This window comes from Burkholderia sp. RF7-non_BP4 (assembly GCF_001521935.1).
In the GTDB taxonomy this organism is placed as follows: domain Bacteria; phylum Pseudomonadota; class Gammaproteobacteria; order Burkholderiales; family Burkholderiaceae; genus Burkholderia; species Burkholderia diffusa.
In genome coordinates, this window is sequence record NZ_LOTA01000082.1 from 129,246 (window position 1) to 147,820 (window position 18,575).

General features: G+C 62.9%; 21 protein-coding genes and 3 pseudogenes. 13 read left to right on the forward strand and 11 right to left on the reverse strand.

The genetic code is table 11. The features are described from left to right. The first annotated feature begins 1 nt into the window (after position 1). The 9 genes and pseudogenes from WS49_RS26090 to WS49_RS34250 form a co-directional block, all read left to right on the forward strand. Positions 2-778: an oxidoreductase gene (locus WS49_RS26090; protein ID WP_059534710.1), complete on the forward strand. Its 777-nt coding sequence runs from the start codon at positions 2-4 to the stop codon at positions 776-778. Next, the gene (locus WS49_RS26095) at positions 768-2,063 is read left to right on the forward strand and encodes a Ni/Fe hydrogenase subunit alpha (RefSeq protein WP_059534712.1); all 1,296 of its coding nucleotides are present in this window, start codon (positions 768-770) and stop codon (positions 2,061-2,063) included. Before WS49_RS26090 ends, WS49_RS26095 begins: the two co-directional genes overlap by 11 nt. Beyond that, a complete protein-coding gene (locus WS49_RS26100; RefSeq protein WP_059534714.1) occupies positions 2,060-2,587 on the forward strand; it encodes a hydrogenase maturation protease in 528 nt (175 codons plus the stop codon). Before WS49_RS26095 ends, WS49_RS26100 begins: the two co-directional genes overlap by 4 nt. Then, positions 2,580-2,867: a hydrogenase/urease maturation nickel metallochaperone HypA gene (locus WS49_RS26105; RefSeq protein ID WP_059534717.1), complete on the forward strand. Its 288-nt coding sequence runs from the start codon at positions 2,580-2,582 to the stop codon at positions 2,865-2,867. The genes WS49_RS26100 and WS49_RS26105 overlap by 8 nt, the downstream gene beginning before the upstream one ends. Next, positions 2,864-5,197, forward strand: a complete 2,334-nt coding sequence (hypF, locus tag WS49_RS26110) for a carbamoyltransferase HypF (protein WP_208456496.1) — start codon at positions 2,864-2,866, stop codon at positions 5,195-5,197. The genes WS49_RS26105 and hypF overlap by 4 nt, the downstream gene beginning before the upstream one ends. Continuing rightward, a complete protein-coding gene (locus WS49_RS26115) occupies positions 5,197-5,439 on the forward strand; it encodes a HypC/HybG/HupF family hydrogenase formation chaperone (RefSeq protein WP_059534793.1) in 243 nt (80 codons plus the stop codon). The genes hypF and WS49_RS26115 overlap by 1 nt, the downstream gene beginning before the upstream one ends. After that, on the forward strand, positions 5,436-6,581 hold the full coding sequence (hypD, locus tag WS49_RS26120; protein ID WP_059534795.1) for a hydrogenase formation protein HypD: 1,146 nt from the start codon (positions 5,436-5,438) through the stop codon (positions 6,579-6,581). Before WS49_RS26115 ends, hypD begins: the two co-directional genes overlap by 4 nt. Next, positions 6,578-7,630 (forward strand): hydrogenase expression/formation protein HypE, encoded by a 1,053-nt coding sequence (gene hypE / locus WS49_RS26125; RefSeq protein WP_059534718.1) that lies wholly within the window; start codon positions 6,578-6,580, stop codon positions 7,628-7,630. Before hypD ends, hypE begins: the two co-directional genes overlap by 4 nt. Before the next feature lie 374 nt (positions 7,631-8,004). After that, positions 8,005-8,565: pseudogene (locus WS49_RS34250) on the forward strand (transposase); the annotation flags it as partial. A 286-nt stretch (positions 8,566-8,851) separates the two neighbouring features. Here the strand turns inward: WS49_RS34250 and WS49_RS26130 are convergent. The 3 genes from WS49_RS26130 to WS49_RS26140 are packed head-to-tail and all read right to left on the reverse strand — an operon-like array spanning position 8,852 to position 9,703. After that, a complete protein-coding gene (locus tag WS49_RS26130; RefSeq protein ID WP_059534720.1) occupies positions 8,852-9,055 on the reverse strand; it encodes a hypothetical protein in 204 nt (67 codons plus the stop codon). A 12-nt stretch (positions 9,056-9,067) separates the two neighbouring features. Continuing rightward, positions 9,068-9,292, reverse strand: a complete 225-nt coding sequence (locus WS49_RS26135; RefSeq protein ID WP_059534722.1) for a hypothetical protein — start codon at positions 9,290-9,292, stop codon at positions 9,068-9,070. Between the two features lie 12 nt (positions 9,293-9,304). Beyond that, positions 9,305-9,703 (reverse strand): GIY-YIG nuclease family protein, encoded by a 399-nt coding sequence (locus WS49_RS26140; protein ID WP_059534724.1) that lies wholly within the window; start codon positions 9,701-9,703, stop codon positions 9,305-9,307. Positions 9,704-9,905: 202 nt separating this feature from the next. Between WS49_RS26140 and WS49_RS36230 the strand changes: the two genes are divergently transcribed. From WS49_RS36230 to WS49_RS34260, 4 genes and pseudogenes are all read left to right on the forward strand, one after another. Further along, positions 9,906-10,232: a hypothetical protein gene (locus WS49_RS36230; protein WP_059534726.1), complete on the forward strand. Its 327-nt coding sequence runs from the start codon at positions 9,906-9,908 to the stop codon at positions 10,230-10,232. A gap of 29 nt (positions 10,233-10,261) precedes the next feature. Then, entirely contained in the window at positions 10,262-10,603 is a 342-nt protein-coding gene (locus WS49_RS36235) for a hypothetical protein (protein WP_244139237.1), read from the forward strand. Positions 10,604-10,615: 12 nt separating this feature from the next. Beyond that, a pseudogene (locus tag WS49_RS26150) lies at positions 10,616-10,978 on the forward strand (ATP-binding protein); the annotation flags it as partial. Continuing rightward, positions 10,963-11,220 (forward strand): annotated as a pseudogene (locus tag WS49_RS34260) (PDDEXK nuclease domain-containing protein); the annotation flags it as partial. The pseudogenes WS49_RS26150 and WS49_RS34260, both read left to right, overlap by 16 nt. Positions 11,221-11,837: 617 nt before the next feature. On the opposite strand, the gene speB reads toward WS49_RS34260, so the two are convergent. Genes speB through WS49_RS26190 form a run of 8 tightly spaced genes read right to left on the reverse strand, consistent with a single transcriptional unit; the run spans position 11,838 to position 18,531 of the window. Continuing rightward, positions 11,838-12,788 (reverse strand): agmatinase, encoded by a 951-nt coding sequence (speB, locus tag WS49_RS26155; protein WP_156437003.1) that lies wholly within the window; start codon positions 12,786-12,788, stop codon positions 11,838-11,840. Positions 12,789-12,799: 11 nt separating this feature from the next. After that, the gene (locus WS49_RS26160; RefSeq protein ID WP_257127707.1) at positions 12,800-13,435 is read right to left on the reverse strand and encodes a cupin domain-containing protein; all 636 of its coding nucleotides are present in this window, start codon (positions 13,433-13,435) and stop codon (positions 12,800-12,802) included. A 32-nt stretch (positions 13,436-13,467) separates the two neighbouring features. Beyond that, positions 13,468-14,166 (reverse strand): DUF1989 domain-containing protein, encoded by a 699-nt coding sequence (locus WS49_RS26165; RefSeq protein WP_059534734.1) that lies wholly within the window; start codon positions 14,164-14,166, stop codon positions 13,468-13,470. A gap of 13 nt (positions 14,167-14,179) precedes the next feature. Beyond that, a complete protein-coding gene (locus WS49_RS26170) occupies positions 14,180-15,439 on the reverse strand; it encodes a M20 family metallo-hydrolase (protein WP_059534737.1) in 1,260 nt (419 codons plus the stop codon). After that, the gene (locus tag WS49_RS26175; RefSeq protein WP_082721810.1) at positions 15,436-16,302 is read right to left on the reverse strand and encodes an amino acid ABC transporter ATP-binding protein; all 867 of its coding nucleotides are present in this window, start codon (positions 16,300-16,302) and stop codon (positions 15,436-15,438) included. The genes WS49_RS26170 and WS49_RS26175 overlap by 4 nt, the downstream gene beginning before the upstream one ends. Next, positions 16,299-16,952: an amino acid ABC transporter permease gene (locus tag WS49_RS26180; RefSeq protein WP_059534739.1), complete on the reverse strand. Its 654-nt coding sequence runs from the start codon at positions 16,950-16,952 to the stop codon at positions 16,299-16,301. Before WS49_RS26180 ends, WS49_RS26175 begins: the two co-directional genes overlap by 4 nt. Positions 16,953-16,974: 22 nt before the next feature. After that, on the reverse strand, positions 16,975-17,637 hold the full coding sequence (locus WS49_RS26185) for an amino acid ABC transporter permease (protein WP_059534741.1): 663 nt from the start codon (positions 17,635-17,637) through the stop codon (positions 16,975-16,977). Between the two features lie 36 nt (positions 17,638-17,673). Further along, positions 17,674-18,531 (reverse strand): transporter substrate-binding domain-containing protein, encoded by an 858-nt coding sequence (locus tag WS49_RS26190; RefSeq protein ID WP_059534743.1) that lies wholly within the window; start codon positions 18,529-18,531, stop codon positions 17,674-17,676. Positions 18,532-18,575: the final 44 nt, after the last annotated feature.

Sequence of the window (18,575 nt, forward strand, 5' to 3'; positions counted from 1 at the left end):
CATGCATGAACGACATCATCCGAGGCTTGCCGTCTGGAAATTCGCGTCATGCGACGGTTGTCAGCTGTCGCTGCTCGACTGCGAAGACGAGCTGCTGGGCCTGGCGGATACCGTCGACATCGCAAGTTTCCCCGAGGCCTCGAGCGCCGTTGCCCGCGGCCCCTACGATCTTTCGCTCGTCGAAGGTTCGATCACGACCGCGCACGACGCGCAACGCATTCGGCAGGTGCGGCGGCAATCGAGGTATCTCGTCACGATCGGCGCGTGCGCCACGGCGGGCGGGATTCAGGCCCTGCGCAATTTCGCCGACGTGAATGCGTTCGTTTCCATGGTCTATGCGTCGCCGCAGTACATCGAGACGCTGGCGACATCCACGCCGATTTCCGAACACGTTCCGGTCGATTACGAACTGCAAGGCTGCCCGATCGACAAGGGACAGCTTCTCGACGTGATTGCCGCGTTCATCGCTGGCCGCAAGCCCGCGATTCCCACCCACAGCGTCTGCATCGAATGCAAGGCGCACGGCGCCGTCTGCGTTCTGGTGCAGGGCACCCCTTGCCTCGGCCCCGTCACGCACGCCGGCTGCGGCGCGCTTTGTCCGTCGTTCCGGCGGGGCTGCTATGGCTGCTACGGTCCGATGGAGACACCCAACACGACGGCGCTGGCGAACGAATGGCAGGCGCGCGGCGCCGCGCCGCGCGACATCCGCCGGGCGTTTCGGACATTCTATGCAGCAGTGGAGCCCTTCACGAGCGAGAGCGAGCGCCATGCCGAATAAGACGCGGACGATTCACGTCGATTATCTCGCGCGCGTTGAAGGGGAAGGTGCGCTCGACCTGCGCATTCGCGGCGATCGTGTCACGTCGGCTCGGTTACGCATCTTCGAGCCGCCCCGTCTGTTCGAGGCGCTACTCAGAGGGCGCGGCTACGCCGAAGTGCCCGATATCGTCACGCGAATTTGCGGAATCTGCCCGATTGCGTACCAGATGAGCGCGGTTCACGCGATCGAGCGCGCGTTCGGCGTCGAGGTCGGCGGGCAATTGCGCGCGCTGCGACGGCTGATCTATTGCGGCGAGTGGATCGAGAGCCACGCATTGCACGTCGTCATGCTGCACGCGCCGGACTTTCTCGGGTTCCCGGACGCGATCGCGATGGCCCGCGTGCACGGCGACGCGGTCCGGCGCGGCCTCGCGTTGAAAAAGGCCGGCAATGCGATGCTGCGCGTGCTGGGCGGCCGCGAGATTCATCCCGTCAACGTCAGGGTTGGCGGTTTTCATCGTGCGCCCGGGCGTTCCGACCTCGCGCCGCTTGCGGCGATCCTCGAGGAGGCGCGCGAAACGGCCGTCGACCTCGTTCGGTGGGTCGCGGCGTTCCCGTTCCCCGATTTTGAGCGCGACTACGAGTTTGTCGCGATGCGCCATCCCGACGAATACCCGCTCAATGAAGGCCGTCTGATGTCGAGTCGCGATATCGACATCGACGCCAGCGCGTTCGAAACCGAATTCGAGGAACGGCATGTTGCCCATTCGACGGCACTGCACGCGCATGTCAAGCGACGCGGTGCGTATCTGGTTGGGCCGCTCGCGCGCTATGCGCTGAACTTCGACCGTCTGCCCGTTTCAGTGCGCGAGTTCGCGCGCGACGCCGGGCTCGGCCCGATGTGCCGGAATCCATTCCGGAGCATCGTCGTGCGGGCACTCGAAATCGTTTATGCGTGCGAGGAGGCACTCAGGCTGATCGCGGCATACGATCCGCCCGAGCCAGCCGCGCTGCCTGTCGAGCCGGTCGCAGGAGTCGGTTTCGGGTGCACTGAGGCGCCACGCGGCATCTGCTGGCACCGGTACGCGTTCGACGCTGAAGGGACGATTCGCGAAGCGCGCATCGTCCCACCGACGTCGCAAAACCAGCCGAGCATCGAAGCGGATCTCGCCGCGCTTGCGGCGCCGCTCGTCGATGCGACCGACGACGTCATCCGCGAGCATTGCGAGCGCGGGATCCGGAATCACGATCCGTGCATCTCGTGTTCCGCGCATTTCCTCAACTTGAATGTGAGACGAACATGACAGGCACGACCGAACGGCAGGTTCGGCGACCTGCAATCCGCAGCGTGCGCGTTATCGGGGTAGGCAATCCGGACCGCGGCGACGATGGCGTCGGTTGTCTCGTCGCGAAGCGGCTCGCCGGCCGCTTGCCGGCCGACGTCTCGCTGCTGGCGCGAGGCGGCGACGTGATGGATATCGGTGAGGACATGACCGATATCGACGCATTGGTCTGCATCGACGCTGCCGCTCCAACGGGTTCGCCCGGCCGGGTCAGCCGGATCGATCTGACAAAGCAGACGATCGAGCAGGGCGCGTCGTTCGCGTCCAGTCACGGGCTTGGCCTCGCGGAGGCGATCGCGCTTGCTGAAGCGCTTGGTACCGCGTCGCGGGACATCGTGATCTATGCGATCGAGGGTGTGTCGTTCGACCCCGGCGCGGCGATGACGCCTGAAGTGGCCGCCGCTGTGGGCGAGGTCGCGGATCGGGTCGTCACGGAGGTGGGCAGGCTCAGGCGGCGCGTGAAGGAGGGTTCAGACGATGCATGAAACAGGACTGGTTCGCGAACTCGTGCGCAGAATCGCCCATGCGGTCCACGAGGCAGGCGCCAACGGAGTGAGCGACGTTCACGTCTGGATGGGTGCGCTGGTGCCATTTTCCCTGGAGCATTTTCGCGAGCATTTCGAAGAGGAAGTGCGCGGAACGCCCGTTGAGGGTGCGGCGCTCCATATCGAATCGTCCGACGATATCGACGACACGAACGCGCAGCACGTGATTCTGAAGCGAATTAGTCTGCGCGTACCACCTGACGAGCAGGACGGGCCATGATGAAGGGCATCTTGCGCTCGGCCAGCGAGGGCGGTGCTCTCCAGCGGTTGCGCGTCACGGTGACCGGTGAGGTGCAGGGCGTCGGATTCCGGCCGTTCGTGTATCGGCTTGCGGCAAGCGAAGGGCTCGCGGGCTTTGTGCGCAATACCGGCGATGGCGTGCTGCTCGAGGTCGAAGGCTCGCGTGTCGCGCTCGCGCGCTTTGTCGAGCGCCTCGATACGGAGGCTGCTGGGCCCATGCACATCCGCGAGCGGCAGATCTGCGAGATTGCATTGCAAGGTGGAAACGTCTTCCAGATCGCACCCAGCACGCGTGAGGCCGGACACTTGCCGGTGATACTGCCCGACCTTGCCGTCTGCGCGGATTGCCTTGCTGAGATGGCCGATCCGGACAACCGGCGTTATCGCTACCCGTTCACGACCTGCATGCATTGCGGCCCGCGCTTTTCCATCATTGAAGGGGTTCCGTACGATCGGGCGCGCACTACGATGCGGCAATTCGCGATGTGCGCCGCGTGCCGCGCCGAGTACGACGACTCTGGCTCGCGGCGCTTTCATGCTGAGACCAATGCCTGCCCGCGCTGCGGGCCGGGGCTGATGCTGTGGGATGCCGACGGACGGGGGAGGGCGACCGGGCAACAGGCGCTGCGCGAAGCGGCAAATGCGCTGCGCAGAGGTGAAATCGTCGCGATGAAGGGCCTGGGGGGCTTCCAGTTGCTCGTCGATGCGCGCGACGAACCGGCGGTGCGCCGTCTGCGCATGCGAAAGAACCGACCGACGAAGCCGTTAGCGATCATGGCACCGTCGGGCGTGGCAGTCATGGCACTCGCCGACACAGACGCCGTGGAGCAACGGTTACTGTCTTGCGCTGCTGCTCCGATCGTGCTGCTGCGCTCGCATGCGCACGCCGGGCTGGTCGCGCCAAACGTTGCACCCGGCAACGCGTGGCTCGGTGTCATGCTGCCTTACACGCCTTTGCATCATCTTTTGATGGGCGAACTGGGCTTTCCGATCGTTGCGACGAGCGGTAATCGCGGCCGCGAACCGATCGTCGCCAGCGAGCACGAAGCTCTCGAGCGCCTTGGCGGCCTGGCGGACTGCTTTCTCGTGCATGACCGGCCGATCGCGCACCCGATTGATGATTCGGTCGTCCGGGTAATCGCAGGCGAGTCGGTCGTGTTGCGGCATGCACGGGGCTATGCGCCGCTTGACCTTGCACTGAGCGATCCGGAAGGGAGCGATGCGGCCGGTTGCATCGCGCTTGGCGGACACGGAAAGAGTGCCGTCGCTGTCTCGTCGGCGGGCCGGGTCGTGCTCGGCCCTTATATCGGCGACCTCGATGCAAGCGCCGTGCGCGAGGCCTTCGCGCGATCGGTCGACGCCATGACGGCGCTGTACGGCGTCGCGCCGGGGACCGCGGCTTGCGACATGCATCCCGACTACCACAGCACGCGGTTCGCCGAGCGTGATCCGACTCGGGTACTGCACGTTCCCCATCACGTGGCGCACGTGCTCGCCGGAATGGTCGATAACGGTCTTGACGAGCCGGTGCTCGGCGTAGCGTGGGACGGCAGCGGCGTTGACGGCGACGGGACGGTCTGGGGCGGCGAATTTCTTGCGATCGACCACCGGCGCTACCGGCGCGTCGCACACTTGCAACCGTTCCGATTGCTCGGCGGTGACGCCGCTGCACGAGAGCCGAACCGTTCTGCACTTGGCGCGTTGCATGCAATATATGGCGGCGCGGCGTTGTCGATGACAAGTCTGCGCCCGGTTGCGGCTTTTGCGGCCCGCGAGCGTCAGTTGTTCGCGGCTATGCTCGGACAAGGCGTCCATTCGCCCTGGACGTCGAGCGCCGGGCGATTGTTTGATGCCGCCGCAGCCATCGTGGGGTTATGCGCGCAATCGAGCTTTGAAGGAGAGGCCGCCATCGCCCTGGAAGGGGCAGCGATGCGCGCAGCGCGTGCGCACCCGCTCGACGCGCCTGTGCTGCGCGAGGAGGGGGGGGCATGGATTGCAGACTGGCGTCCGATGTTTGCGTCGCTCACGGAGGCCACCGGCGAATGTGTTCCCGCGGAGGCGCTCGCGCGCGCATTCCACGATGCCTTCGCATGCCTTGTCGTCGCTGTCGCGCGCCGGATCGGTATTCGTTGCGTGTTGCTGACCGGCGGATGCTTTCAGAATGCAGTGCTCGCGGGCACTACCCTTTCGCAGCTTCGGGCCGAAGGATTCGACGCAAGGTGTCATTGCCGCGTGCCGCCTAATGACGGCGGGTTGGCCGTCGGACAGGCGGCATTCGCCGCGCGGCGCCTGATCGAGGAGAAATGCTGATGTGTCTTGCTGTTCCAGGAGAACTTCTCGGTATCGACGATGACGACGCGCTGACGCGTCACGGACGTGTTGCGTTCGGCGGCATCGTCAAGCAGGTGAACCTTGCCTACGTTCCGGACGCTCGCCCCAGAGACTATGTGCTGGTTCACGCAGGTTTCGCGATCGCCGTGATCGATGAAATCGAGGCATCGAGGATGCTTGACGCGCTCGGCGCTCTCGATCCCGAGGAGCCATGCCCGTGAAGCACATCGACGAATGGCGCAGCCCCCCCGCGGCACACTGCTGGGCGGAGGCCATCGCGCGAATGACCACACGTCCATGGACCATCATGGAGATCTGTGGCGGCCAGACACACTCGATCATACGCTACGGAATCGACCGCATGCTTCCCGATGGCATATCGCTGCTGCATGGACCGGGATGCCCCGTCTGCGTAACGCCGTCAGGTGTCATCGATGCCGCCATCGCCATCGCGAGCCGGCCCGGCGTCACATTGTGCTCGTTCGGCGACATGGTGCGCGTGCCGGGCGGGCGTGGCAGCCTGCAGAGTTCCCGTGCGCTCGGCGCGGACGTCAGGATCGTCTATTCGCCACTGGATGCCCTGACCGTCGCGCGAAAGGAGCCTGATCGCGACGTCGTGTTCTTCGCGATCGGATTCGAAACTACTGCGCCTGCTACCGCGATGGCTGTCCTGCAAGCCGAGCGTGAAGACATCGGGAATTTTTTCCTGCTGGCGTCGCACGTGCTTGTGCCGCCGGCGATCGAAGCGATACTCGGCGACTCGACGAGCGGCGTGCAGGGATTTCTCGCGGCCGGACACGTTTGTACTGTCATGGGATATACGGAATACGAGTCCATTGCCCGACGTCATCACGTTCCTATCGTCGTGACCGGCTTCGAGCCCGTCGATCTGCTACAGGGTCTTTACCTGTGCATTCGCCAGCTGGAGGCCGGCAGAACTGAGGTCGAGAATCAGTACAGCCGCGCGGTGCGGCGCGACGGCAATCGCGTCGCCCGCGACGCCATCTCGACGGTGTTTGTACCACAGTCGCAATACTGGCGCGGCATGAGCAGCATCCCCGAGAGCGGACTTGGACTTGCGCCTGCGTATCGTCGCTACGACGCACTCGATCGATTTGGCGACGGCGTGTCACAGCCCGAGCACGACGGGGAATGCATGTCGGCCGAGCTCCTGCGCGGCCGCAAGAAGCCGGGAGAGTGTCCCGCGTTCGGCACGCGTTGTACGCCGGAACATCCGCTTGGCGCAACCATGGTGTCGTCGGAAGGGGTTTGTGCCGCCTATTATCGCTACCGGCGCGCAGAGCCGACGCCCTCCGCAGGCACGATCGGAGATATGCATCGCGACGTGAGGAAATCGACATGAACGAGCCCCCCGGTTTCACCCCAGCCTGCCCGGCACCCGTCGGTGCCCGTGACATCGTCGAGATCGGACATGGTGGCGGCGGGCGGCTCATGCATCGCCTCATCGACGACGTGTTTCGCCCGGCGTTCGCATCGGATCCGCTTGATCTCACGCACGACGGCGCGAGGCTTGAGTTCGGGCGCGACGTCGGGTTCCTGGCGTTCACGACCGATTCGTACGTCGTGCGTCCGCTGTTCTTCCCAGGCGGCAATATCGGCTCCCTGGCTGTCAACGGCACGGTCAATGATCTGGCGATGTGCGGTGCCGAGCCATGCTATCTGAGCGCGGGATTCGTCATCGAAGAAGGTTTTGGCGTGGACGAGCTGCGCAGAATCGTCGAATCGATGCGTAATGCAGCGGCGAGGGCAGGGGTGCGAATCGTGACGGGCGACACGAAGGTCGTCGAGCGCGGCAAGGGTGACGGACTTTACATCAATACGTCGGGCGTGGGTGTAATTCGCTCCCTCGCCCCGATTGCGCCGCGCAATGTCCAGCCTGGGGACGCGGTGATCGTGAGCGGCGATATAGGACGGCATGGCATCGCGGTCCTCGCAGTGCGAGAGGGCCTTGAGTTCGAGACGGAGATCACGAGCGATTGCGCGCCGCTTGCGGACGCCGTACGCTCACTGATCGCTGCGGGGATCGAGATTCATTGCATGCGCGATCTGACACGAGGCGGACTGGCAACCGCGCTGATCGAGATTGCGGAAGCTGCGAATTTCCTGATCGAGCTCGACGAGTCTGCGATCCCCGTCAGTGACGCGGTCCGGGGCGCCTGTGAAATTCTGGGCCTGGATCCTCTCTATGTGGCAAACGAGGGCCGATTCATTGCACTCGTACCGACCGCGCATGCGGAATTAGCGCTGGCGTGCCTCAGGTTCTTCAGTCGCGACGCTGTCATCATCGGGCGTGCCGATCGCGCTCGACAGTCTGAAGTGCGTCTGCGCACGATAGGTGGAGCGCGCATTCTGGACATGCACAGCGGAGAACAGCTTCCGCGAATATGCTGACCGTCCTGCACGCCGTTCGCGCGGGTCTGCGTACCCGGTTTGACGAAGCGCCATCGGCTTGCGCGCCAGGGTATGCGCGAGCAAATGGCGCTTGGATTGTCCATTGACAGTCGTGTGGTGTCGATGATCACGCGGATGGGGCCGGGCGGGTGGGCTGCCAACACCGGCGCTCGAGCCGATTCAACGGCAATTGAGCCGATTCTAAGTCCTTGGCGTTACAGTTACAGGAGCGAATGTCTGGCATGATCTATCGAGTCTCATTTGGAAAGGAAGAGACGGATTGCCCTTAGAAGATGTTTCAAGAAGAGCGAAAAGGGCTGTCACTTCGACCCGAACCTGTTAACTTCGAGCGTTGTGACCGACGGATCGAGGAGATGGGCAAACCAATCATCGACGACGAACCGAGGGCATTGATCGAACCACTACTGCCACCAGCAAAGCCGAGGCGCTTCCGGTATCCTGGGCGCAGGCCTGTTCCAGATCGGGTTGCGCTCACGGGAATCCTGTTCGTGCGCAAGACCGGCATACGCTGGAACGAACTGCCTGCCGAGATGGGCTGTGGATCAGGCATCAGTTGCTGGCGCCGCTTGCGCAACCCGGCTCCAAACACCACACGCCACCGACGCTAACGGTACGACGATCGCGGTCATCCTGACCGGCGCCAACCGCAACGACATCACGCAACTGCTGACGCTGGTGGAAGCGAGTCCGCCGATTCGCGGTGTGCGTGGCAGGCCGCTTCGCAAGCCAGGCCGGATCTATGCCAATCGCGCTTACGATTACGACAAGTATCGCCGGCCACTGCACGCGGCAGGCACCCGACTTCGATTTCCCGACGTGGTGAGCCTCTCGGTAGCGGCCTCGGCAAAGTGCGCTGGGTGGTCGAACGCACTCACGCATGGCTGCGTGGTTTTCGCCGTTTGCGTACCCGGTTTGCAGCGAACGTACTTTCAGTCGAAGAGGCAGACCACCTTTGGACCCAATTGAAAGCGATCGTGCGCACATTGAAGCGAGCAGGGCATACGCGGCCACGGGTTGCTCGCCGCCCACCGGCAGCGCCTCCCTGTCAACGAGATTTCTTCGGTGAGATCGAAGCGATCAAGAAACGGGCGGAGCAACGCGAGCCTGCCGAGCTCGAGTAGACACGTCAGGCAACCCTGTCGCTTGGCCGGTGAAGTTAAGCTGTTTTTTTCGGCTCAGACCAGAGCATTCCTCGGCGATCTACACCAACGACATTTGGTTCGACAGGCCTTCGGGAACGGCGTAGTCCTTTTCCGTTGCGATCCTGTCCCGCCGTCCACTGGGGAGCGCATCACCGCTTCGCTCTGCGTTTCCGTAGTCCGGAAGATGCTTGCGCAGCCACGCGGCCCCAAGCACATCGGACGAGAACACGACCCCCGGGGCAATCTGAACAAGCTGAGTCATTGGAGAATTCTCCTAAACGGATTGAACGTCAAAGTGCGCAGTGGCGTAGCGAGCGCTGCAGTCCCACACTTCGACGCCGTCGCGGGTGAACGTTGCCCAGCCGTCCTTCACCGTCATCCGCGCGGTGGGGAACACGGTGCCATAGCCATTGGCGGTTGCGGCGAATATGGTGCGTTCCCGGCAACGAACGACGTATTCACCATCGTCGAGGACGTGGACCTCCTGCTTGCTATCCAATCCGGCGGCGCCTTATCTTCCGTTCTGCTGCGACCAGTAGTCTGGTCGGGGCGCCGGTAGGACCCGTTGGCGCTTTTTCGGCGCCCACTTCGCAAAGTCGAATTCGATCCCGTGTCGCGCGAATACGATCTTCGCCCGCGCGGTGCTCTTTCTTTTCCAAGCATTCCGTCGACGAACGTCAACCTTCAGAAGGGCTTCATACGCAAACGCCTCTTGGCGGGTCTCGAAGCGCTTTGCGGCCAAAAGGCGCCATTTGCGGCCCTTGGTCCATCCTGAATTGTTATCAGAATTGTGCGCATGCAGCCTGCGCTTCAGGTTAGAGGTTGAACCCAAGTAGGTCAGGCCTTCGGAGCATACAAGCAGATAGGTCCACGCGGCAGACATATGGGCATCCTCTTCCTTCAGGAGCATTCAGCGGCAAGTCGATCGTGACTAGGCATCGCGTCGATCGAGGCTGCGAAACTCCGGGCGATTGCAGTTCATAAACTCATCGTAGTTTAACCCGGTAAGACTTGTTCTCCAGCGTTTCCTCCAACTGCAGCGAGTCCTGCCGCGTAAAGGGTGGGCGGGAAGCCCTTCCGCTTTGAGGCCGGGATGGCAAGCGACCCATACCGTGTCGCTCTCCTCCGCGAGAAAGTGGGCGGGCGCATCGTTCGGCGAACATGGCACCTGGGTGCTCGATGCACCGGATATTTTGCTCTCCGGCGCCGCGACGGCCGACAACCTGCGCGATTCCGTATCCCGCCATGCCCGTGAGGGTCGTCGGGTGCTGCTGCTTGCACATTCCGACCTGCCGCTCGCCGATGACGCGCTGCCGCAGGCATTGACGCCCGTCGCGCTCAGCTATCTTCACGGCACGCTCGACCAGGCGCGAACCGCGGCAACCGTAACGCTGTGCGCCTCGCCCTTTGGATCCTCGCGCAACTTGCTCGACCGTTGAGCGCTGCGCCACTGGGCATCGTTGTCGGGATGGCCACCGCGTTCGCCGCCGTTATCGTCGTTGCACGGTTGCGGATCTTCTTTGCGATCGAGGCGCTACTCGTCCCGATATGGCTGGGTGTGGCCAGCATCGCAGTGCTGGCCTGTTCCGGCAAGGTACTCGTCAACCTGCGCGGTGCGCAGGGAATCATCCGGCTGCGACAGAAAGTCGGCGATCAGCGGCTGGAAGCACCTGCGAGCGCGCGCTCGCGTTCAGCCGCGCGAAGTACAGCACCATCAAGGGCATCCTCGAAAAGGGCCAGCGAACCCGTGCCCCGACCGGCGCTTACCAGAACGGCGGCCGCTTCGGCCGTGATCTCCAATCCCTGCTGATCCACTGACACCATGAATCCGAGTCCCGAACTGAATTCCATCCTCAAGCAACTCCGCCTGTCCGGCATCCTCGACTCGCTTGAGCAGCGCAACCGTCAGGCGATCGACGCGCAGCTCGCCTATACCGAGTGCCTTGGCATGCTGCTGCGCGCCGGCTTCGCGATGGGCAAGACACTCGAGACGTTCGACTTCGACCGGCTGTCTACGTTGAACCGCTCACACGTTCATGATCTCGCGACGGGCCGGTATCTCGATGAGAAGGTTGCGATCCTGATCGCCAGGCCGACCGGCACCGGCAGAAGCCACTTGGCGCAGGCGCTGGGCCACTGCGCCGCCCGCCAAGGCCGCGATGTGCTGTTAGCTATGCGGACGCAGGGCAGATGCACCTCTACCTCAACTACGCGCATGAACACTGGATGAAGCCAGGAGAGAACCCCCCAGTCGGCTTGATTCTGTGAGCGGGAAAAGGCGCAGCTGAGGCACATTACGCATTGGACAACCTGCCGAACAAGGTACTCGCGGCCGAGTATCAGACAGTCCTGCCGGATGAGGCGACGTTTGCCCGAGAATTGGAACGCACCAGGATCGAATTGGAGCGCCGTGGCCGCAGTACGTGACTTTGCGCCCGAAGCACGGAGATACGCCGATGCGCGATGTCGGCGAGGACACTGAATCGATCGTCCGGTCATTTCTGAGATGCCGGGACTGGCGATAAAGCAATGCGAAAACACTCTACTTTGCGCCGTCGGCCGCTGACGAAGGCGCAATTGCTGCCACTTCCTACGGATTAGGTCCGTCGTCTTTCGCTCAAGCACCATCTCGCACTTGCGGCGCTATGTGGCGGACGTGGCGACGTTGATTCGATCGTCACGCTGTCCAATGTGCGGGCCCTCGCATTCAATTTACGTGCGGATGGAAGAGAGGAGCCGTATCGCAGTGCATTGCGCGGGCAGAGCGCGGTGATCAGTGGACCTTGACGGATTCCGAGCGTACTTCACTCGAAGCGTCGCTTCTTGTCCATGATGAGCGACGTGCTGTAATGCCAGTCCATCGCTACCTCGACGCGCTGGAGCACATGCAGCGTGTTAGCACACCAGACTTTGGTTTGCCGATCGACCTGGACTGAGACATGAGCGTTGGTCACCCGAATGGCGGTTCCGCCACAGACAGCGGACGCTGGCCTGCCGAACAGGGTCTTCGCATTGCATTGCGGTAGCCCCGTCAACCGTCACCCTCAGGCGCCGGTGGAGTCGCAGCGTCTCGCAAAAAGACAGAGCATTTCATACATCAATGTCGCCGCGATCAGTGCGGTATTGCCACTGGGATCGTATGGAGGCGAGACCTCGACGACATCGCCACCTACCCAGTTCAGTCCTTCGAGACCCCGTAGCAGCGCAAGTGTCTCGCGGGTCGTCAAGCCGCCGATCTCCGGTGTTCCGGTGCCGGGCGTGAATACCGGATCCAGTCCATCCACGTCGAGCGACAGGTAGACCGGTGCGTCGCCGACCACGCGCCGTGCTTCCTCCGCGATCGCCGCGGGACCGCGCGCGTCGAACTCTTCGATGAACACGACGCGCATGCCGCTCTCGATCGAGTAGCGCCAGCCTTCGTCGGAATTTTGCGCACCCCTGATACCGATCTGGATCGTGCGTTCCGGATTCAGTAGTCCGGCCTCCACTGCGCGGCGAAATGGTGCGCCGTGCGTGAATTTCGAACCCTTGAAACAGTCCCACGTGTCCGTATGCGCGTCGATGTGCACGAGCGAGATGGGTTCCTTCGGCGCCATTGCCTGAAAGATCGGGTACGTGATCGAATGGTCGCCGCCTGCTGTCAGCGGGATCTTGCCGGCAGCGAAGATCGGTTCGAAGAAACGGCGGATGTCTTCATGCGCGCGCTCGAGGTGATAAAGATCCGTGAACGGCACGTCGCCGATATCGCCGACCCGACATGCCGTGAACGGGTCGAAGCGCGTCACGTGGTGAGTGGTGCGTGTCATCGTCGACATGTTACGGATCTCCCGCGGACCGTAGCGCGCGCCGGGCCGCGCGGTGACGCCACCGTCGAAGGGCACACCGGCGAGGACAATGTCCAGTTGATCGAGATCCGTGCATGGCGGCACGCGCATGAAGGTTGGGATGCCGCTAAAACGCGGCAATTGCATCGCCGTGAGGTCGGTACCTGGCACGTTGACGGTTCCTAGAAGGTAGGCGGCGTATTGATCCACAGCACGCGGGTCACGGTCCTGGCCGGGTTGCGGTAGCTGTGCGGTACGCTGCTTGGAAAATAGAACGAATCGCCCGTTTGCAGCACGTAGCGCTCGTCGCCGAGAGTCAGTTCCAATTCGCCTTCGATCACATAACCTAGCTCTTCACCGGCGTGGGAAATCTGCTCGTCGCTGCTTGTGTGCGGTTCGATCACGTGGATGTCGCCTTGCAGTAACTGGCCGGGGCCTGGCACCACCACGCGCTCCAGCACGATCGAACCGCGGTTGCGGGCAGTCGGAAAGCTGACGGACGGCCGCGCGTTCGCGCGCTGCACCGGCGACGTGTTGATGTCTGGCCCGGACACGAGGGCTGCGATGTTGGTCGACAGCGCCTGCGCCAGTCGGTGAAGCGTGGCAAGCGACGGTGTCGCATGACCGCCTTCGACTTTTGACAGCAGGCTTTCCGAACAGCCGGCCTGCTCGGCGAGAGCCTTGAGCGTGAGTTTCCGCACCATGCGCGCATGCTTCAGACGCACACCGAGTGAATCGCCCGGCGTGGCTTGCGACGGTGCTGAGCCTTTGCTGGCCGAGGCGCGGCCAGTTTGGGATGAGGTTTTTCTGGTTGCCACCGTTGCAATATCGGAAAGGTTGAAAGAGCGGATTACGCTATCACCGTGAACTCGACGTTGACTGGATTGAGCGCGTTGATCGGAATAATATCCTGTGGGCACGCGGACATCACGACCACACAGTCCAGTACGGCCTTGATGTCAACATGGTCGCCGGCCTTCGATACGGGCGGCAGCCAGTCGATCGTATAGTCGGGCTTGATCGGAATGTTCATCCACAGGTTGAACGGTTGTGGCACTTCCCGCGCGCGCAGGCCGATTGCCTTCAGCGCGAGGCGCATGTTGTCGGCGCAGTTGTCATGATAGCCCTCGACGCCGAGATTCTTGTAGCGGTAAAGATCACATGCGGCGATCAGCGTATCGTGTACGCCCGGCGACGTGTCGACGGCGAGTTCCGCGATGGGCCGCCGATGGTTTGTGACGAGTGGGTCGCCAGGCTGCGGAACGACCTTGTCCAGATAGGCGCGTGTATGTTCGAACGACAGGAATTCGTTGAGATGCGCCGCGTTGAAAATCCATGTATCGCAGACCTGGGTGCCGTGCGGGTTCGCAATGCGGATGGTCTGACCCGCCTTCAGGCGCACCGCGCGGCCGCAACGGGCAGGAACGGTATACGTCTTGCCCAGTTCCGGTGTGCCGTCTGCCGAAATCGGTTCGTGCAGCGTCGCATTCAGGCCCTGTTCGGTGCCGTTGTCGTGCATATGCAGTTCTTCGGTATGAGTCGTGCTCATTGAGACTCCTTCATCAAGGTTCGTTGCAGAGAGTGGCAAGGCAATGCGCGAGAGCGCGCGTGCCCAGCACGAGGTGATCGTCGTCGGTTGATTCGAGCGGGTTGTGACTGATCCCGCCGCGGCTTGGCACGAACAGCATGGCGGTCGGGCAGTGGCGTGCCAGATACATGGCGTCGTGGAAAGCGCCCGATGTCAGCGTGAGCGTTGGAGCGGCGAGTGCGGCGCATGCGTCGGCAAGGCGTGCAACCAATGCGTCGTCGAAGCAGACCGGCGCATGCGAGAACAGCGGCTCGACCGCGACGCGATGCAGTTCTGCGCATTGCGCGAGCTGCTCATCGAAGGCCGTGAGCACATCGGTATCGGGATGGCGAAAATCGACGGTGAAGGTGACAGCCGATGCAATCGTATTGATCGAATTCGGCGCCACCGACCAGCGCCCGAACGTCACGCGCGTATGTTCCTGACCGAGCGCGGTTGAGAATGCTTCGATTTCAGCGCGCACGGCGATCGCCAGTGTCATCGCGTCATGGCGTGCATGCATCGGCGTGGTGCCGGCGTGCGCCGCGACACCCTCACAGGTGATTGCATGCCAGCGCACGCCCTGAATGCCGCAGACAACACCCAGCGGAACGCTTGCCAGTTCGAGTTGCGGCCCCTGCTCGATATGCAGTTCGATGAACGCGCGCGTGGGCTGCTGCGCGTCGTGCTTGCCGAGCGTCGGGAAGGTCTTTCGATGCGCGTCCAGTGCAGAGGCGAGCGTGGTGCCAGACGCATCTCTCGCGTCGCGATAGCGTTCGAGGAGCGCCGGGTCGACAAATGCACTCGAACCCATCGCGCCGGGCTGAAAACGGGTGCCTTCCTCGTTGGTCCAGATCGCCACGTCGAGTGGACGCCGGGTCCGGATGCCGGCATCGTTCAGCGCCGCGATGCATTCGATGCCGGCCAGCACTCCATAGCAGCCGTCGAGTTTGCCGCCGGTAGGTTGCGTGTCGATATGGCTGCCGGTCATGACCGGCGCGATATCTTCTGTGCCGGCGCGGCGAATGAAGAGATTCGCGCAGTCGTCAGTCGTGACGGTGCAGCCGAGCGCGTGTGCGCGTTCGATCAAATGGCGGCGCGCCTCGATATCGCACGCCGACAGTGCCGGGCGATCTACACCGCCGTCGGTGCGTGCACCGAATGCAGCCAGGGCGTCGATCGAACCGAGCAGGCGTGAGGGATCGACGTGTGCGCTCGCAGCCTGAGCAGCATGATCGGGGCGATGCGGCGTCATGCGGCGGCCCCCCGGGACGCGCCGTTTTCCGGCGCGTCCATGCCGAGCGTAGCGCAGGCCCCGGCAGCGTTGCCTGCAATCGGCAGGCTCCGGTCGAACCAAGGCTTCAGGAACTGCTGCAAGCGCGGTGTGCGGGTGTTGCCGAAAAGCTGTGCAGGCGGTCCGGCTTCGACGATGCGCCCCGCTTCCATGAACACCACCTTGTCAGATATTTTCGCGGCGAAGCTCATTTCGTGCGTGACCATCACCATTGTCATGCCGTCCTGCGCGAGGGAACGGATCACGCTCAGCACTTCTTCGACCAGCTCGGGGTCGAGTGCGGAGGTCGGTTCGTCGAGCAGCATCACTTCGGGCTCAATCGCAAGGGCACGCGCGATGCCAACGCGCTGTTGCTGGCCGCCGCTCAGCCGCGACGGGTAAGCGTCCGCCCGGTGCTCGAGGCCGACGCGCTGGAGCGCTGCCAGCGCTTTGCGCCGCGCTTCGTCCTTGCGGATTTTCTTTGACAGGACGAGTGGCGCAGCCACGTTGGCGAGCACGGTCATATGCGGCCACAGGTTGAACTGCTGAAACACCATCGCGACGGGCCGGCGCACCTCGGCGAGGCTGGCGTCGCTGTCGCGATCGCGCTCCGTGCGGCCGGCTGAGCGATAGCCGAGAAGTTGCCCCTTGATCCACACCTCGCCCTCGTCGTACGCCTCGAGGAAGTTGATGCAGCGCAAAGCAGTGGTTTTTCCGGAGCCGGATGGACCGATCAACGTCACGATTTCTCCGCGCATCACGTCGAGATCGATGCCTTTGAGCACGCGGGTGGCGCCATACGACTTGCCGACCGCGCGGAGTTGAAGAATGGGGAGAGCGCTCATGAGGTCTTCTGCAAAAAGCTAATCAAGGTCGCGGCCCGTCCGGCAAGTAGCGCGACGGCCTGGGTCAGGAGCCAGTAGCTGACGATCAGCATGGCGTACGGCCCGATATATGCATAGGTGGAGGCAACGATGTCGCTTGCGGTCATGGTCAGTTCAGGCACCGTGATGATCGATGCGACTGCGCTTTCCTTGATCACGAGAATGACCTGATTGGCGAGCAGCGGCAGCGCGAAGGCGACGGCCTGCGGCAGCTCGATTGCACGAAACGCCGCCCACCGGTCAATGCCGAATGCACGTGCCGCCTCGATCTGGCCGCGCGGAATGCTGGCCCATCCAGCGCGGAAAATTTCGGCAAAGTACGCGGCCGAATACAGCGACAGCGAGAGAATGGTGGCCTGCACGGCGCTCATCGTCAGGCCTAGCATCGGCAGGCCGAAATAGACGATCACCAGTTGCGATAGATATGGTGTTCCGCGCACGAGCCACACATACGCTTGATAAGGGTAGGCCAGCGTCTGCGGAAAACGCATCCGCAGCACGTTCAACAGGAAGCCGCCCACCATGCCCGGCAGCGCTGCGAGCAGGCTGACTTCGAGCGTCACGAGCATGGCGGCGGTAAAGCGCGGCACGAGGGAGAGGAATGCATTCATGGGATGGCACCGTTTCCTGGCATCAGGCGCGCTTTGCGACACGCCGCTCGTAGCCGTGCGCGACGAGCGATAGCAGTGACGTAATCGCCAGGTAGAAGCACGCCGCGAGCGTATAGACCTCCAGCGGCCGATAACTGGCTGAGGCGAGCTGCTGGCCGACGCGCATCAGGTCGGTGACAGCGATCACCGAGATGACCGCCGAAGCCTTGACGATGTCGATCGTCTCCGACACCAGCGCCGGCAGCGTCGCCGCCAGCACCTGGGGCACCTCGATATGCCATAGCGTCTGTCGCTGCGTGAGATTGAAGGTGCGCGCCGCTTCGATCTGGCCGCGCGGAATTGACCGGAAGCCGGCGCCCAGAATCTGCGACTGGTACGCAGCCGTGTTCAGAGACAGCCCGATCGCAGCCGCAACCACGCCGGGCAACGTCAGCCCGATCGCCGAGGGCACGTAGTAGAACACCAGCAGTTGCGCGAGCACCGGCGTGCCGCGGAACAGACTGACATAGACCCGCGCCGCGCCGGACATCAGCGTGCTGTCACTTGCCGACATCGTGTAGATGAAAATACCGGCGAAGAAACCACAGACGATCGCCGCAGCGGACAGGCACAGCGTGGTCAGTGCGCCGTCCATCAATTGGGGCAGATAGCTGAGGCAGCGGGCGAGCAGGTCAGGAGTGTTCATGTCGTTTCGATGACCGGAAAACAAGCCACGCTGCTGTTACATCGTCGGTTCGGGCAGCGCGTCGGAAGGTACATCCATCGTCGTGCCGAACCATTTCTGCTGAAGCTTCTTCATCGTGCCGTCCTTGTTCGCGCGTGCGATGCCCTCGCTGAACAGTTTGGCGAGCGCGGCGCTATCCGCATCTTTGCGCGCCACCCAGGCAAAGTAGCTCTTCGGGCCGATCGTTTGCGACATGACCATGAACACGCCCGGGCGCGCTTTCATCAGCGGGCCGAGGTTGGCGACCGACTGTGCCACGGCGTCGAGGCGTCCCACTGCCAGGTCGCCATAGGCCTCGTCGAAGGCGACGTACTGCTTGATCTGCTTGATACCGGGACCGCCTGCGTCCTTGAGTTTCTTGTCGAGCGCAATCAGTGCCTGCAGTTGGGCAGAACCGGTTTGAGAGCCGACGATCTTTCCGTTCAGATCGTTAGGAGATTTGATCGATGTTTCGTTGGTGCGCAGCAGGACGCCGGTGGTGGCGTCCGCTATGGGCAGTGTGAATGCGAAATGGCTTGCGCGGTCCTTGTTGACTGTGACAGCGGTCACGACCATATCGAAGCGCTTTGCGTCAAGGCCCGGCAGCAGGCCCTGGAATGGCAGGTCGAGCTGCTTGACCTTCACATCGGGTAGTGACTTCAACACGTACTGCATGAGGTCGGCGTCATAGCCAACGATCTTGCCGTTATCGATGTATTCGAATGGCGCGTAGCGCGCCTCGGTGGCGATTGTGATTTCCTTGTTCGCCTTGATTCGGGACAGCAGATCGTTGTCTTGCGACCAGCCTGGAACGGATGCGCACAACGCTAGCGCGCCAGCCAACGACAGTATCAGAGTGCGGAAAGACCTATGCATGATGCCCCCTTGCAGTGCGATGTCGTGAAAGAAACGTTAGTGAA